A 12,523-nucleotide genomic window follows, 5' to 3' on the forward strand; every position below is an offset into this window, starting at 1 on the left:
TCCTGCAACGCTACTGGCCGTTGTGGCATACTCAACTTGGGCAGGAACAAGCCGCCGCGTTGCACGAACTGGCCACCGCGGCGAATGCCACCGCGGCGCTCGATGCCTTGACGCCGGAGGACGTCGCGGGTCTGTTGCAGGGCTTGCGGGAGTTCGCGCAGCAGGAAGGCATGGTGTGGACCCTGGCGATGGAGGCGCAGTCCATCGACAAGCTGCTAACGCAGGTGCAAGCGCCGCAGGACTCGCCGTCCGACAAGGCGCCGTTCGCGCAGGCCTGGTTCTGCATCGACGTGCGCGCCGAGCCAATTCGCCGCCACCTGGAGCGCGTGGGAAATTACCAGACCTTCGGCATCGCCGGATTTTTCGGTGTCCCCGTGGGCTTCCTCGGCTACGGCAAGGGCAGCGAGAGTCACTATTGCCCGGCGGTGATCACGCCCAAGAACCTGGTGCTGGAGTTGCCCGCCGCACTAGATCCCAACAACGACGATTTCCTCAGTACCCTCGGCCATGCGCTGCACGATCTCAAGAAATCGGTGCTCTCGCCTTACGTCACGGTGGAGGCGGTGGGTATGCTGTTCGGGTTGGACCTGTTCGGCAAAACCCTGGCGCCGCTGGCCTACAGCCGCTGGCGCAGCCGCATCGATACAGAAAAGCCGGTCACCCGCTTGTTGGTGGACAAGCTCACCCGCGAGCAGGCCGACTCCATCATTCGCACGCTGCAGCGAGCGATGATCGTTAAGGCGCTGCATGAGGAACTGAAAATCGAGCGCGAGCGGGTGGATGACGACATGATCCGCGAACTGCGCGAAATCGCGCTGCGCCACCGCGACGGGCCGACGCGGTTGCGCACGGAGTTCCGCGTATCTCAGACGCAGGAGGTCGAGTTCATCGACAAGCTGCGTGAGGCATATGGTGTCGATGCCGACTATGCCAATCATCAGCTCGAGCGGTTGGGGCGCATCGGTTACTCGCTCGACGAGCAGGTTAACTATGTGCACACGGCCCTGACGATGATCGGGCTGACCCATACCTTCTCGCGCTTCGTGCTCGTTGTCGGCCACGGTGGGAAGACCGAGAACAACCCCTACGAGTCGGCGCTGGACTGCGGCGCCTGCGGTGGCGCGAGCGGCCTGGTTAATGCCCGGGTGTTCGCGCAGATGGCCAACAAGGCCGCGGTGCGCGAGCGGCTGGCGGCCATGGGCATCACCATCCCGGAAGACACCTGGTTCATGCCCGCGCTGCACGTCACCACCACAGATGCCATCGAGTTGTCCGACCTCGACCTGCTGCCGCCGCGCCATCTGGTGTATCTGGACCGCCTGCGCGAAGGCCTGCGCGCGGCCTCGCGGCTGACGGCGGCCGAGCGCATGCCCAAGCTTCTGCCGGAGGCGAAGGCGATCGAGCCGGCCGAAGCCTGGCGCCTGGCGAACCGCTTGGCGGTGGATTGGGCGCAGGTCCGGCCGGAGTGGGGGCTGTCGGGGAACGTATACGGCATCGTCGGCCGGCGCGCGCTCACCGAAAACGCGGATCTAAAGGGCACCGCCTTTCTGTTATCTTACGACTGGCGCTGCGACCCCAAGGGCCGGCTGCTGGAAAATTTGCTCGCTGCGCCGGTGGTGGTGGGCCAGTGGATCAATCTCGAACACTTCTTCTCCACCGTGGACAATGCCCATCTGGGTAGCGGCAGCAAGGTCTACCACAATGTGTCCGGACGCTTCGGCGTGATGACCGGTAACCTGAGCGATCTGCGGACCGGCCTGCCAATGCAGACGGTCATGCGCGAGGGACGTCCTTACCACGAGCCGATGCGCCTGATCGCGCTGATCGAGGCGCCGCTGGACTTTGCCGGCCGTGTGCTGGAACGCGTGGTCAAGGTCAAGAGTCTGGTGCTTGGCGGGTGGATTCGCGCCATCGTCATCGACCCTACCCAGGGCTACAAGCCTTTTGTCTTCAACAATGGCCAGTGGGAAGAGCGTCCGGCTCTGATTGCTCCTGCCGAGAAGGAACACTCCGCATGAACGAGATCAAACTGCATCCGCTGAAAAAGCTGGAAATCATTCTTCAGGGCGAGCACAGGGAATTCGCCACCGACTTGCTCGATCGCGCCGGGGTCAAGGGCTACACCATCATCGGCAATCTGTCCGGGAAGGGCGCCCACGGCATGTACGAAGGGCACTTGATGTTCAATGAAGATGACGTTCTCATCATGATCATCGCCGCCGTGCCGCAAAGCCTGTTCGATCCGCTGCTCGAGGGTTTCCAGCCGTTTTTCGAGGCCCATTCAGGAGTGCTTTTCGTCAGCGACATCCAGGTCGGTCGCCTGGTCAAGTTCATGGCGTGAGCGGAATTGCTGCGGATGCTTGGGCGAGGCCAGCAGCCGCGCTTGCTGGGTGATGAACGCCAGGAAGGACTGCGCCACCGCCGATAGGCGTTTACCTTTGCGGTGCACGACGAACCATTGCCGCACGATAGGAAAACTTTCCACATCGAGGGTGACCAGGCGGCGTATCGCCAGCTCCAATTCCAGGGTGTGCAGCGACAGGATGCCGAGCCCCAGTCCGGCTTCGACAGCTTGCTTGATGGCCTCGTTGCTGCTCATTTCCATCACTGAGTGGAATTCCACGCCGAGACGCGAAAAATGACGCTCCGCGGCGTTTCGCGTGCCCGAGCCGGGCTCGCGTGTAATGAACGGCTGGTGACCCAATTCCACCAGCGGAATCTTGCGGCGTCCGGCGAGTGGATGCTCGGGCGAGGCGATGACCATTAGCGGGTTGTCGAGAAATGCGCGCGCGACGAGCTCACCGTCCTCGGGCGGCTGCCCCATGATGGCCAGGTCCTGGTTCGCCGCTGAGAGCGTCTCGAGGATATGCGTCTGATTGGACACCTGCAGCCGTACCTGCACTCTGGCATGGCAGGCGCAAAAAGCTGCGATGAGCTTAGGCATGAAGTAGTTGGCCGTGCTCGCCACGGTGAGGTCGAGTTCTCCGCGATGGACGCCACGGAACTCCTCCATCGCCGACTCGAGGTCGCGCATCTTGGCGCCGAGGAGCGTGGTATGACGGTGCAACTCGCGACCTGCATCGGTGGGGTGGATCTTTTTCCCGACGTGGTCGAACAGCGGTACGCCGATCTGCTCTTCCAGCTGTCGCATCTGCATCGAGACCGCTGGCTGGGTGAGGTGCAGAACGTCGGCCGCGCGTGTAAAGCTCTGCTGTTGCACCACAGCGTCGAAGATCTGGAGCTGTCTGAGAGTCAGATGCATGGCCGATACATAAGCGACACTAATGCATTCGATCAAAAATATCAATTAGTGTTTATGCCGATCCTCTTCTATGTTCTTTACTCGTGAATCGCTGGGCTGGCTGAATCACAGGCCTTGCTGAGACCCACGAACGTCATCCCCGGGCCGGGTGGGGGGATGGCCACCGCACCGCGGTAGGTCCTCGCCCGTCGTTCGCTTACCGCAGTTCGCTTACCGCAAAAGCGCGCATGAAGGAGTCCTCGAATATGGCAGTCAAATCATACCAGGCGGGCGTTACGCAATATCGGCAGAGCTACTGGCAGCCGGATTACATGCCTCTCGACACCGATATTTTGGCGTGTTTCAAGATCACGCCGCAGCCTGGGGTGGATCGCGAAGAAGCGGCGGCGGCGGTTGCTGCCGAGTCGTCCTGCGGCACGTGGACCACGGTGTGGACCGATCTGCTGACCGACCTCGATTACTACAAAGGGCGCGCCTATCGCCTCGAAGACGTGCCGGGCGACGATACCTGCTATTACGCTTTCATTGCCTATCCCATCGACCTTTTTGAGGAAGGTTCGGTTGTCAACGTGTTCACCTCGCTGGTGGGCAACGTGTTCGGGTTCAAGGCTGTCCGTGCTCTGCGTCTGGAAGATTTGCGCTTCCCCATCGCTTACGTGAAGACCTGCGGCGGCCCTCCGCATGGTATCCAGGTCGAGCGCGACAAGCTTAACAAGTACGGCCGCCCGCTGTTGGGCTGCACCATCAAGCCGAAGCTTGGTCTGTCCGCGAAGAACTACGGCCGCGCCTGCTATGAAGCGCTGCGTGGCGGTCTGGACTTCACCAAGGACGACGAGAACATCAACAGCCAGCCCTTCATGCGCTGGCGCGATCGTTTCGATTTCGTGATGGAGGCTGTTCAAAAAGCCGAACACGAGACCGGCGAGCGGAAAGGTCACTATCTCAACGTGACCGCGCCAACGCCTGAGGAAATGTACAAGCGCGCCGAGTATGCCAAGGAAATCCGCGCTCCGATCATCATGCACGATTACCTCGCTGGCGGGCTTTGCGCCAACGCGGGTCTGGCGAACTGGTGCCGCAACAACGGAATGCTGCTGCACATCCACCGCGCCATGCATGCGGTGATCGATCGCAACCCGCATCACGGCATCCATTTCCGCGTGTTGACGAAAATTCTGCGTCTGTCGGGCGGCGACCATCTGCACACCGGCACCGTCGTGGGCAAGCTCGAGGGCGATCGTGCTTCCACCCTGGGCTGGATCGATCTGCTCCGTGAATCCTTCGTTCCCGAAGACCGCTCGCGCGGCATCTTCTTCGATCAGGATTGGGGTTCGATGCCGGGCGGCTTCGCCGTGGCGTCCGGTGGTATCCACGTTTGGCACATGCCTGCGCTGGTCACGATCTTCGGCGACGATTCGGTGCTGCAGTTCGGTGGCGGCACGCTGGGCCATCCCTGGGGCAACGCCGCTGGCGCACACGCCAATCGTGTGGCGCTCGAAGCCTGCGTCCAGGCGCGCGGCGAGGGCCGTCATCTGGAGAAGGAAGGCAAGGATATCCTCACCGCTGCCGCCGCTCACTCGCCCGAACTGAAGATCGCCATGGAAACGTGGAAAGAGATCAAGTTCGAGTTTGAAACCATGGACAAGCTCGCCGTCGCCAACAAGTAACCGGTCGCCGGCTAGGGTCGGCAGCGCCCATTGGTCGCCGCCGCCCAGCAAAAATCGAAAGGACTAAGTCATGGCTGTTCAAGCTTACCGTTCGCTCAAGAAATACGAGACCTTCTCCTATCTGCCGCAGATGACGCCCGAGCAGGTGCGCCGTCAGATCGCCCACGCGATTGCTCAGGGTTGGAATCCGGCGGTCGAACACACCGAAAAGGGCACGCCCGCCAAGGCGAGCTACTGGTACATGTGGAAACTGCCGCTGTTCGGCGAGCAGTCCGTCGACGCCGTGGTGGCCGAAATCGAGGCCTGTCACCGCGAGTTTCCGGATCAGATGGTGCGTTTCGTTGCGTACGACAATTACGCCCAGAGCCAGGGCATGGCGTTCGTGGTGTATCGCTGATGAAGTGGGCGCTGGAGCCGACTCGATTCGGCGCCCATGATTTGAACGCGGCGCGGCGCTTTGGCGCCGCCCCTTCATCGGGTTCTTTGTGCTGAGGTCCGAATGACAAACGTCGCCCCCGGTCATGCCACTGCAACTCTATCCGGCCGTGAACTAGCGCTCCAGCGCCGGCAGGCTATGGCGCGTCACGGCAAGGCCGGGACCGTCTCGACGGCGCAAACCGTCAAGCATTCCGCCGCCGGCCGCTTGCAGCTAAATGCGGCACATCTTGTTAGCGCGCATCACGGCGGTGCTGCTACGGCCGCATCGGCGGTGGCGTCTGCATCGGCCACATTTAATCAACCGGTGACATCGAAGTCCGCGGCGCGAATCCGACGGCAGGCGCTGTCCACGGTTGGGAAGGCCGGGTTGAAGAACGCCGGGCAGGGCGCGGCATCCCGTCCGGCGGCGCATTTGCGCCCGAGCCGTACGGCTCAAGCTGAGGTGCGTGGCTCCGATTGCGGCTGCGGCTGCGGCGGACAATGCAGTTGCGGCGGACAGTGCGGCTGCAGCCGCGGCGCGCAGCGGAAGGACGCGGCGCAGATTGAGGCGATGCAAATCGATACTCCGGCGGTCGCGCGTGCAGCCGTGAACGCGCCGGAGGCGACCGGCCGCGCGCTCGCTAAGATGCGCCGTGCTGCGCTGAACCAGGACGGTAAAAAGGGTCTGAAGCGCATCGCCCAAGCGACGCGGATCGCCGCTTCGATGCCGGCGCAGGATTGGCAGAGTGCCATGCTGAAAGGCGCAACCGGACGACAGGTCGCTATGCAGCATCGGTTGGTGCGGGCGCTGGCGGGTCGTATCGACAAGACATCGGGTGCCGGTACGCGCCCGACCGGTCGGGTGCGCGCTCGCAACGTGGTCGATGCACCGGCCAAGGTCGAGGAGGGGCACACGCTCTCTGGGCAGACCGTCACCGGTACCCAGGTCGAACGCATTTCTAAGGTGACCGGCAATGAGCCGGGCTCCTGCCGCGCGATTACCGGCACCGAGTATATCGGCTTCGAGCAGTTCCAGACGATCTGTGGCACCCGGCCCGAGCCGGCAGCACCCAAGGTTGCGATCAGCAGCACGCTGCGCGAGCAACGCATCACCGGCACCGCGCTGGGGCGGTCCACCAAGACCACTGGCGATGAGCCAGGCGCGTGCCGTCCCGTGACTGGCACGGAATATCTCTCGAGCGAGCGCTTTGAGCAGTTCTGTTCGACGCGGCCGTCCGTCCCGCTGGGGAAGGTGGCGCTCACCCGTACCGACAAGGGCCAAACCGTCACCGGTGCGCTGGTCGATCGTCCGCGCCGCGTCACAGGCGTCGAGCACGGCGCCGATCGCGCTATCACTGGCACGCGTTACAGCCAGGGGGAAACCGACGACGCGCCCCCTAAAGTGGCGGTTACACATACAGCTGCGGGCAAGCCTGTCACCGGCACGGTGGTTGGCCGCAGTGAACGGCAGACCGGCGACGAGGCTGGAAGCTGCCGTCCGATTACCGGCACCGAATATCACACTGTTGAACAGTTTCGCGATTTCTGTCGAACGCCGCCTCCAGGAGGAGGCCCGCGAAAGGTCAGCGTGATGTCCACTCGCGACGAACAGGTCGTCTCGGGGACCGCGGTCGATCGGTCGGCCAAAGTAACCGGCAACGAGGTCGGTTCCTGCCGCAGCATCACCGGCAGCCAGTACTACACCACTGCCGATTTCGCCGGGCTGTGCCAGACGCAGAGCCCCAAGAAGGTGGCGGAGATGCAGACGCTGCGCGGTCGTACTGTGACCGGCTCGGAGGTCGCCCCAAGCCCAAAATTGTCCGGTGACGAGTCTTATGGGTGCGAACCCGTCACCGGCACGGATTACATTGGCACCCGCCAGTTAGCCGCAGTATGTCCAGTCGAAGCGCTGCCGGTAGTCTCGCCGGTCAGCAAAGTCGTGGTCGACACCACGCTGCGCGGCCAGACGATTACGGGCGTTGCTGCTGGACGCGCGGAACACGTCACCGGAAACGAGGCCGGGACCTGTGCGCCGATCAGTGGCACCCCATACATCGGTCAGGGCCAGTACACGGGGTTCTGCGAGGCGCCGCAGCGTCAACAGCAGGCAGCGCGGGTACGCGACAGCGCGGTGATTCCGGCCACCGTCGTCACCGGTGATAGGCCGGGCGCGGGCGGGTCCCAGGTCACCGGCGACGAGCGTGGCGCTTGTGAGCCGATTTCGGGAACGCCTTATCTCGGGCTGGACAATATTGCGTCCGGGCAATGTGCGATGAGTGATCGCTTCCGCTCGCGGGGTGTGGATCAGCGTCCGCCCGCTCCCCGGGATTTCAGTGTCACCATTCCGGCGCGGCAGGCGCGCGAGCGGCAGACCGAGGTCGTTACCGGCAGCGGCATGGGCAGTTCGCGCATCACAGGTCCGATCAACAAGGCCGATGGTCTGATCACCGGCACACCGGAGTTCCGACACGGCGACCAATCGCGCCGTCCGCGTGACGAAGAGCATTCGCTTCCTGCTGCGCGTCGTTTGAGTGGCGAAGGCAGTCAGCAGGGTCGGCGCGTCTCGGGAGATGCTTGGGACGGTAACAGCCGTGTCACTGGTACCGAGGGTTCGTCCAGCCTTGCGCGCAATCCTTCTATGCGCGGCCAGCCGCGTGGAGTCGGGGTGAGTGCCGTAACGTTTCGCGGGATCGAGCGGCCGGAAGTGCCAGACTCGGTGATTACGGGTTCTGCGGGGAACGCCCGTGGCGGCGCCGTGGTGACCGTCTCCGGCGGGGCGCGCGGCTGAGGATCGCGGATATGAACACGCGCAAACGCCTTCAGGCCCTGCGACGAGAAGCCAGCCCAGTTGCTGTGGCGGCTCCCGAGGCGGTGGCCATGCCCGATCATCCGGCGTGTATGATCGGCGGCGGGCAGATGTGCGAGCATGCGCTGGTCGATCGCGATCTCAATCGCATGCTGTTCGATTACGAGCGAACCGTGCGCTCGCGTTTTACCCGCATCGTCGACGTGCTCAAACATATCTCGACATATCAGCACGACGGAAACTTCACCGAGCGCGCGCAGCAGCTTGCCCGCGAGCAACTCGGCTTCGATCTGCCGTCGCAGGTGCTCGAGGACGCCTGGGTGTGCGGGCTGGATTTGTCCGCACTGCACTCGCGCTGCATATTCAGCGCTCTGAAGGCGAGTGTTGAAAATGCGTCGACCGAGCAGGCCGGTTGGCGCCAACGCTTGCCGCTCGATGAGAACTTCCTGCGTTCGTGCGGCTACCACACCGTGGACATCAGCCCTTGTTCCGACGGCAGGCTGCAGGGCGTCAGCCCCTATGTGCTGCGCATTTTGCCTGGGCCGAATGTGCGGGTGAAGGCGTATGCCGGCGCACTGTTCGATGTCGACGTCGATGTATCAGACTGGGCGCAGCGCGAAGTCGAGCGGCTGTCGGGCGCTATGGTCGATGGTGATCGCCTGAATTACCTCAAGATCGCCGTCTATCATTTCAGCAGTTCCTCGCCGGACGGCCAGGGTTGCGCTGCTCACGGCAGCAACGACCGTCAGGCCACCGAGGCGGCGCTGCACCGCCTGCAGAATGAGTTGCGGACGGCGATCGACCAGACTTTCGGTGCGGGCGCCGCTCCAGATGTGCTGCTTATCGGCGTTGACACGGATCTGGATGCGCTGCGCATCCATCTGCCCGACGGCTTCGGCGAGCTTAACGCGCACCGCTACTTCGAAACCGCGCAGGTCTACCGCGACACCCTCGGGCTAGCGCCCGATGCCGCGCGGGCGCGTATCGCCGGGATCGTTGCCGATGCCGAGGGCATGGGTGGCTGGGGCCAGGGCAACGGCCGTATGCACGATGGTATGCGCCGCCTGGTGCTGGCGCTGGCTGAGGCCAACCTGTCGCAGGTCGAGTACGTCATCAAGCACCACACCGGGCGCTACGCGACAATCGGTCACGACGAGGAATGCATTGTTGCCGGTGAAGCGCTGCGGCCGCTGCAATTGCGCAATCTGTTTTATTTCGCTCACCTCAATACAATCGAGGAAGGCGCGCCCGACATGGATGTCGGGATCAATATCTTCTCCAAGCTCAACGTCGCGCACGGCCTGCCCGTGCCGGTTCTGGTGCATTTCGAATACGACGTGCGGATTCCTCAGTCGCGCGAGCGGGCGATCGCGCGGGGTCGGCGGGTGCGAGACGCGATCGAGTCGCGTTACCCCGATCTGGCCGCCCGGGGTCTACTCAATTGCGCGATTGCGGTGAGCGAACGTGACGGCGACGAGCGCTGCGCCTTCGTCGCCGACGACGCTGTCGATGATCATTGAGGACGTATGAGCCATGAAGATCATGCGTGTAAGTACCACCCTCGTGTCGACCAATCGCATCCATGCCATGGGTCATCGTCCACTGCTTGTCGTGCAGGAAACCCCGAATGGACCGCGCAGCGTCGCGGTCGATGCCGTCGGCTGCATCCCGGGCGACTGGGTGATTTGTGTCGGGTCCTCCGCGGCGCGCGATGCGGCAGGGGCCAGGGATTATCCATCCGATCTGACCATCGTCGGTATCATCGACCATTGGAATCCGGAGGTGGCGTGATGGAAGTCTGGCGCGTGGTCGATGAATTGGTCTGCACCCGGCGTGTGCCAGAGATGAACTCGGCTTCGCTTCGGATTCTGAGGGGCCAGAAGGGAGAACTATCGGTGGCGACCGACCCGGTCGGAACGCCGCCTGGCAAGTGGGTATTCACTGCTGCCGGCACAGCCGCACGTATGGCCATGCCTGATCGAACAGTGGCCACCGACCTGACTATCTGCGGCATCATTGATGGCTGGGAGGAGGAGTGATGACGCGGTGAGCAAAGCAAAACGGCGCACGCGGAGCGGGCGCCAGGGTGCAGTGACTGGCTTGTGATTCTTTTATTTCGACAACAAGGAGTGAACAGATGGCTGAATCGATGGGTATTGCGCTGGGCATGATTGAAACTCGCGGACTGGTTCCCGCGATCGAGGCGGCGGACGCGATGACCAAGGCTGCCGAGGTGCGCTTGATCTCGCGTCAGTTCGTCGGGGGCGGCTACGTCACCGTGCTGGTGCGTGGCGAAACCGGTGCGGTCAACGCGGCGGTGCGTGCCGGGGCTGACGCCTGCGAGCGCGTAGGCGATGGCTTGGTGGCCGCGCACATCATTGCCCGCGTGCACAGCGAGGTCGAAGGCATTCTGCCGAAATCGCCGAGCGCTTAAGCTCGGCTTTTTCTCCTGCTGGTAATTGGAAGGACAACGACATGGCAACACACGTGAACGGCATTGCCCTGGGCATGATTGAAACCCGCGGGCTGGTGCCCGCGATCGAGGCGGCCGACGCGATGACCAAGGCCTCCGAAGTGCGGCTGATCGGCCGGCAATTTGTGGGCGGCGGCTACGTCACCGTGCTGGTGCGCGGCGAAACCGGTGCGGTCAACGCGGCGGTGCGTGCCGGGGCTGACGCCTGCGAGCGCGTGGGCGATGGCTTGGTGGCCGCGCACATCATCGCGCGAGTGCATAACGAGGTCGAGGGTATCTTGCCGACCCAACCCGAGGTCAACGGCGGCAGCCGTGGCGGTCGCGACGCCGAACTCACGTCCACCCGCAGCTGATCCTGCGCGGAGGACGTCGTGGCGGTCGATCGGCGAACCCTGGCTGGCTCGCACGCGCGCTCAATCAAGAGTTGGCGGCGTGCAGCAAGTATCTCGTCCAAGCGTGCTCGCACGCTCCTCGGGAGATGCCGAAAATTTGGCACGCAAGCGGCGCGCCGAGCCGGAGCGACCGGGTCATGCCGAGCGTTTGATGGCGCGGCAGATCCTGTTGGGTATGACACCTTGCGGCGGGCAGTTGCCCGCGGCGCGGCTGGGTCGGACAACGGTTCGGGTCGGGTCTCTGCAGTTGTCGACGCGTTGACGTACGCGCCGTCGGCTGCGCGGTAACGACACCGCCTCGCTATTCGAAGCCTTGCTACAGGAGGCGCTAGCGCATCTCGATCACGTAACCCAGATCGAACCGGGGTAGGACGCCCATGACTGATGATTTCCAAGGTTGGGAGCGCCGCGACAAGCCGCCGACGTTGTTTCGTCGCTTTGCGTTTGCGCAATATGCGCAGACCCGCGCCTTCCTCGACGCGCTTTCGGCGCTGTCCGAGGAGATTCAGCGCCATCCGCAGAACATCAACTTCGGCACCACCTACGTCAATATTACGATCGGGGCGGCCGACGGCGCCGCATTGAGCGCCGAGGACGAACAGTTCGCCGGGCGTATCGCTGCTCTGGCCGAGCGCGGGGAGTGAGCGATGGGCGGGCCACTGGTCATCGCGGTGATCAACCAGAAAGGCGGCGCCGGCAAGACCACCGTGGCCATGCATCTCGGCGCGGGGCTGGCGCGGCGTGCATCGGCGGTTGTGGTGGATCTGGATCCGCAGGGCTCGGCCACGCAATGGGCCGCGGCAGGCACGCAATCCTTTCCGGCCACGGTCAAGCACTTGCGCGTGGGCGTAGGCGCGGTCGATCTGCGGCGGGACTTTCGCGCCTATCCGTTCGTCGTGTTGGACTGCCCGCCGGCGGTCGAGAGCCGTGCGGCGGCGCTGGCGCTGCAAAGCTGCGACGTGGCTGTCATTCCGGTGCTGCCTTCGCCGATGGATCTGTGGGCCAGCCTGCGGCTACCGCAGGACATCGATGAGGCTCGGCGACTCAACCCGGGACTCCGGGCCTACCTGCTGCCGAACCAGATCGAGGCGCGCAGCGCGCTATCGGCGGCGATGCAGGAGGCGCTGGCCGAGTTCGGCCTGCCGGTGATGCGTACCCCGGTGCGCCGCCGCGGCATCTACAAGACCGCTGCGCTTGAGGGCGTATCGGCATACCAACTAGGGGCGCGCGGCCAAAGTGCGGTCGCGGAAATCGAAGGCCTCATAGAGGAGATTCTTGCATGACCAGCATCAAAGACAAGCTCGCCAGCAGCGTCCGTCAGGCCAAGACTGGCGCGGAGCCTATCCCTGAAGAAAAGACCGAGACCCGCAAGACGGCGCGCTCGGCTTCGACCCCTGCAAAGACGGCCGCCAAGCGCGCCCCGACAGAATCACTGGCGGCCGAGCCGCCGGATAGTAAGCAGGAATTATTCCCCGACCGCATTTGGCCGGATTGAGATTTCCAGGA

At 63.7% G+C, this 12,523-nt stretch carries 14 protein-coding genes; 13 read left to right on the forward strand and 1 reads right to left on the reverse strand.

Features of this window, described 5'->3' with window-relative positions; genetic code table 11:
• Nucleotides 1–2,018 (forward strand): putative inorganic carbon transporter subunit DabA (locus tag GGQ85_RS00005; protein WP_309772537.1); only part of this gene is annotated, 2,018 nt, incomplete at its 5' end.
• Nucleotides 2,015–2,341, forward strand: a complete 327-nt coding sequence (locus tag GGQ85_RS00010) for a P-II family nitrogen regulator (RefSeq protein ID WP_079446747.1) — start codon at nucleotides 2,015–2,017, stop codon at nucleotides 2,339–2,341. The genes GGQ85_RS00005 and GGQ85_RS00010, both read left to right, overlap by 4 nt.
• On the opposite strand, the gene GGQ85_RS00015 is transcribed toward GGQ85_RS00010, so the two are convergent.
• Nucleotides 2,282–3,262: a LysR family transcriptional regulator gene (locus GGQ85_RS00015; protein ID WP_079446746.1), complete on the reverse strand. Its 981-nt coding sequence runs from the start codon at nucleotides 3,260–3,262 to the stop codon at nucleotides 2,282–2,284. The two genes, GGQ85_RS00010 and GGQ85_RS00015, sit on opposite strands and share 60 nt — an antisense overlap.
• Nucleotides 3,263–3,507: 245 nt before the next feature.
• Here GGQ85_RS00015 and GGQ85_RS00020 point away from each other — a divergent pair, with 245 nt between their 5' ends.
• The 11 genes from GGQ85_RS00020 to GGQ85_RS00070 all read left to right on the forward strand — a co-directional run bounded on the left by GGQ85_RS00020 (nucleotide 3,508) and on the right by GGQ85_RS00070 (nucleotide 12,512).
• Nucleotides 3,508–4,929, forward strand: coding sequence for a form I ribulose bisphosphate carboxylase large subunit (locus GGQ85_RS00020; RefSeq protein WP_079446767.1), 1,422 nt, complete (start codon nucleotides 3,508–3,510; stop codon nucleotides 4,927–4,929).
• 70 nt (nucleotides 4,930–4,999) lie between these two features.
• Nucleotides 5,000–5,326 carry a ribulose bisphosphate carboxylase small subunit gene (locus GGQ85_RS00025; RefSeq protein WP_011315232.1) on the forward strand — a complete coding sequence of 109 codons (327 nt, stop codon included), beginning with the start codon at nucleotides 5,000–5,002 and terminating at the stop codon, nucleotides 5,324–5,326.
• A gap of 102 nt (nucleotides 5,327–5,428) precedes the next feature.
• Entirely contained in the window at nucleotides 5,429–8,134 is a 2,706-nt protein-coding gene (locus GGQ85_RS00030) for an alpha-carboxysome scaffolding protein CsoS2 (RefSeq protein ID WP_309772545.1), read from the forward strand.
• Nucleotides 8,135–8,244: 110 nt separating this feature from the next.
• The gene (locus tag GGQ85_RS00035; RefSeq protein ID WP_309772547.1) at nucleotides 8,245–9,672 is read left to right on the forward strand and encodes a carboxysome shell carbonic anhydrase; all 1,428 of its coding nucleotides are present in this window, start codon (nucleotides 8,245–8,247) and stop codon (nucleotides 9,670–9,672) included.
• A gap of 13 nt (nucleotides 9,673–9,685) precedes the next feature.
• A complete protein-coding gene (csoS4, locus tag GGQ85_RS00040) occupies nucleotides 9,686–9,943 on the forward strand; it encodes an alpha-carboxysome shell vertex protein CsoS4 (RefSeq protein WP_079446743.1) in 258 nt (85 codons plus the stop codon).
• Nucleotides 9,943–10,191 (forward strand): carboxysome peptide B, encoded by a 249-nt coding sequence (locus GGQ85_RS00045; protein WP_309772882.1) that lies wholly within the window; start codon nucleotides 9,943–9,945, stop codon nucleotides 10,189–10,191. The genes csoS4 and GGQ85_RS00045 overlap by 1 nt, the downstream gene beginning before the upstream one ends.
• A 98-nt stretch (nucleotides 10,192–10,289) precedes the next feature.
• The gene (csoS1, locus tag GGQ85_RS00050) at nucleotides 10,290–10,586 is read left to right on the forward strand and encodes an alpha-carboxysome major shell protein CsoS1 (RefSeq protein WP_079446741.1); all 297 of its coding nucleotides are present in this window, start codon (nucleotides 10,290–10,292) and stop codon (nucleotides 10,584–10,586) included.
• Between the two features lie 41 nt (nucleotides 10,587–10,627).
• Nucleotides 10,628–10,978: an alpha-carboxysome major shell protein CsoS1 gene (gene csoS1 / locus GGQ85_RS00055; protein ID WP_079446740.1), complete on the forward strand. Its 351-nt coding sequence runs from the start codon at nucleotides 10,628–10,630 to the stop codon at nucleotides 10,976–10,978.
• A 416-nt stretch (nucleotides 10,979–11,394) separates the two neighbouring features.
• Nucleotides 11,395–11,661, forward strand: a complete 267-nt coding sequence (locus GGQ85_RS00060) for a 4a-hydroxytetrahydrobiopterin dehydratase (protein ID WP_079446739.1) — start codon at nucleotides 11,395–11,397, stop codon at nucleotides 11,659–11,661.
• Between the two features lie 3 nt (nucleotides 11,662–11,664).
• Nucleotides 11,665–12,300: a ParA family partition ATPase gene (gene parA / locus GGQ85_RS00065; RefSeq protein WP_079446738.1), complete on the forward strand. Its 636-nt coding sequence runs from the start codon at nucleotides 11,665–11,667 to the stop codon at nucleotides 12,298–12,300.
• Nucleotides 12,297–12,512, forward strand: a complete 216-nt coding sequence (locus GGQ85_RS00070) for a hypothetical protein (RefSeq protein WP_309772552.1) — start codon at nucleotides 12,297–12,299, stop codon at nucleotides 12,510–12,512. The genes parA and GGQ85_RS00070 overlap by 4 nt, the downstream gene beginning before the upstream one ends.
• Nucleotides 12,513–12,523 lie beyond the last annotated feature (11 nt).

It is taken from the genome of Nitrobacter vulgaris, assembly GCF_031453995.1.
In the GTDB taxonomy this organism is placed as follows: domain Bacteria; phylum Pseudomonadota; class Alphaproteobacteria; order Rhizobiales; family Xanthobacteraceae; genus Nitrobacter; species Nitrobacter vulgaris.

Excerpts from the sequence above, each read along its gene's own strand:
- GGQ85_RS00010 (WP_079446747.1), top strand. The coding sequence starts at position 2,015 with ATGAACGAGATCAAACTGCATCCGCTGAAAAAGCTGGAAATCATTCTT.
- GGQ85_RS00015 (WP_079446746.1), bottom strand. The coding sequence starts at position 3,262 with ATGCATCTGACTCTCAGACAGCTCCAGATCTTCGACGCTGTGGTGCAA.
- GGQ85_RS00020 (WP_079446767.1), top strand. The coding sequence starts at position 3,508 with ATGGCAGTCAAATCATACCAGGCGGGCGTTACGCAATATCGGCAGAGC.
- GGQ85_RS00025 (WP_011315232.1), top strand. The coding sequence starts at position 5,000 with ATGGCTGTTCAAGCTTACCGTTCGCTCAAGAAATACGAGACCTTCTCC.
- GGQ85_RS00030 (WP_309772545.1), top strand. The coding sequence starts at position 5,429 with ATGACAAACGTCGCCCCCGGTCATGCCACTGCAACTCTATCCGGCCGT.
- GGQ85_RS00035 (WP_309772547.1), top strand. The coding sequence starts at position 8,245 with ATGATCGGCGGCGGGCAGATGTGCGAGCATGCGCTGGTCGATCGCGAT.
- csoS4 (WP_079446743.1), top strand. The coding sequence starts at position 9,686 with ATGAAGATCATGCGTGTAAGTACCACCCTCGTGTCGACCAATCGCATC.
- GGQ85_RS00045 (WP_309772882.1), top strand. The coding sequence starts at position 9,943 with ATGGAAGTCTGGCGCGTGGTCGATGAATTGGTCTGCACCCGGCGTGTG.
- csoS1 (WP_079446741.1), top strand. The coding sequence starts at position 10,290 with ATGGCTGAATCGATGGGTATTGCGCTGGGCATGATTGAAACTCGCGGA.
- csoS1 (WP_079446740.1), top strand. The coding sequence starts at position 10,628 with ATGGCAACACACGTGAACGGCATTGCCCTGGGCATGATTGAAACCCGC.
- GGQ85_RS00060 (WP_079446739.1), top strand. The coding sequence starts at position 11,395 with ATGACTGATGATTTCCAAGGTTGGGAGCGCCGCGACAAGCCGCCGACG.
- parA (WP_079446738.1), top strand. The coding sequence starts at position 11,665 with ATGGGCGGGCCACTGGTCATCGCGGTGATCAACCAGAAAGGCGGCGCC.
- GGQ85_RS00070 (WP_309772552.1), top strand. The coding sequence starts at position 12,297 with ATGACCAGCATCAAAGACAAGCTCGCCAGCAGCGTCCGTCAGGCCAAG.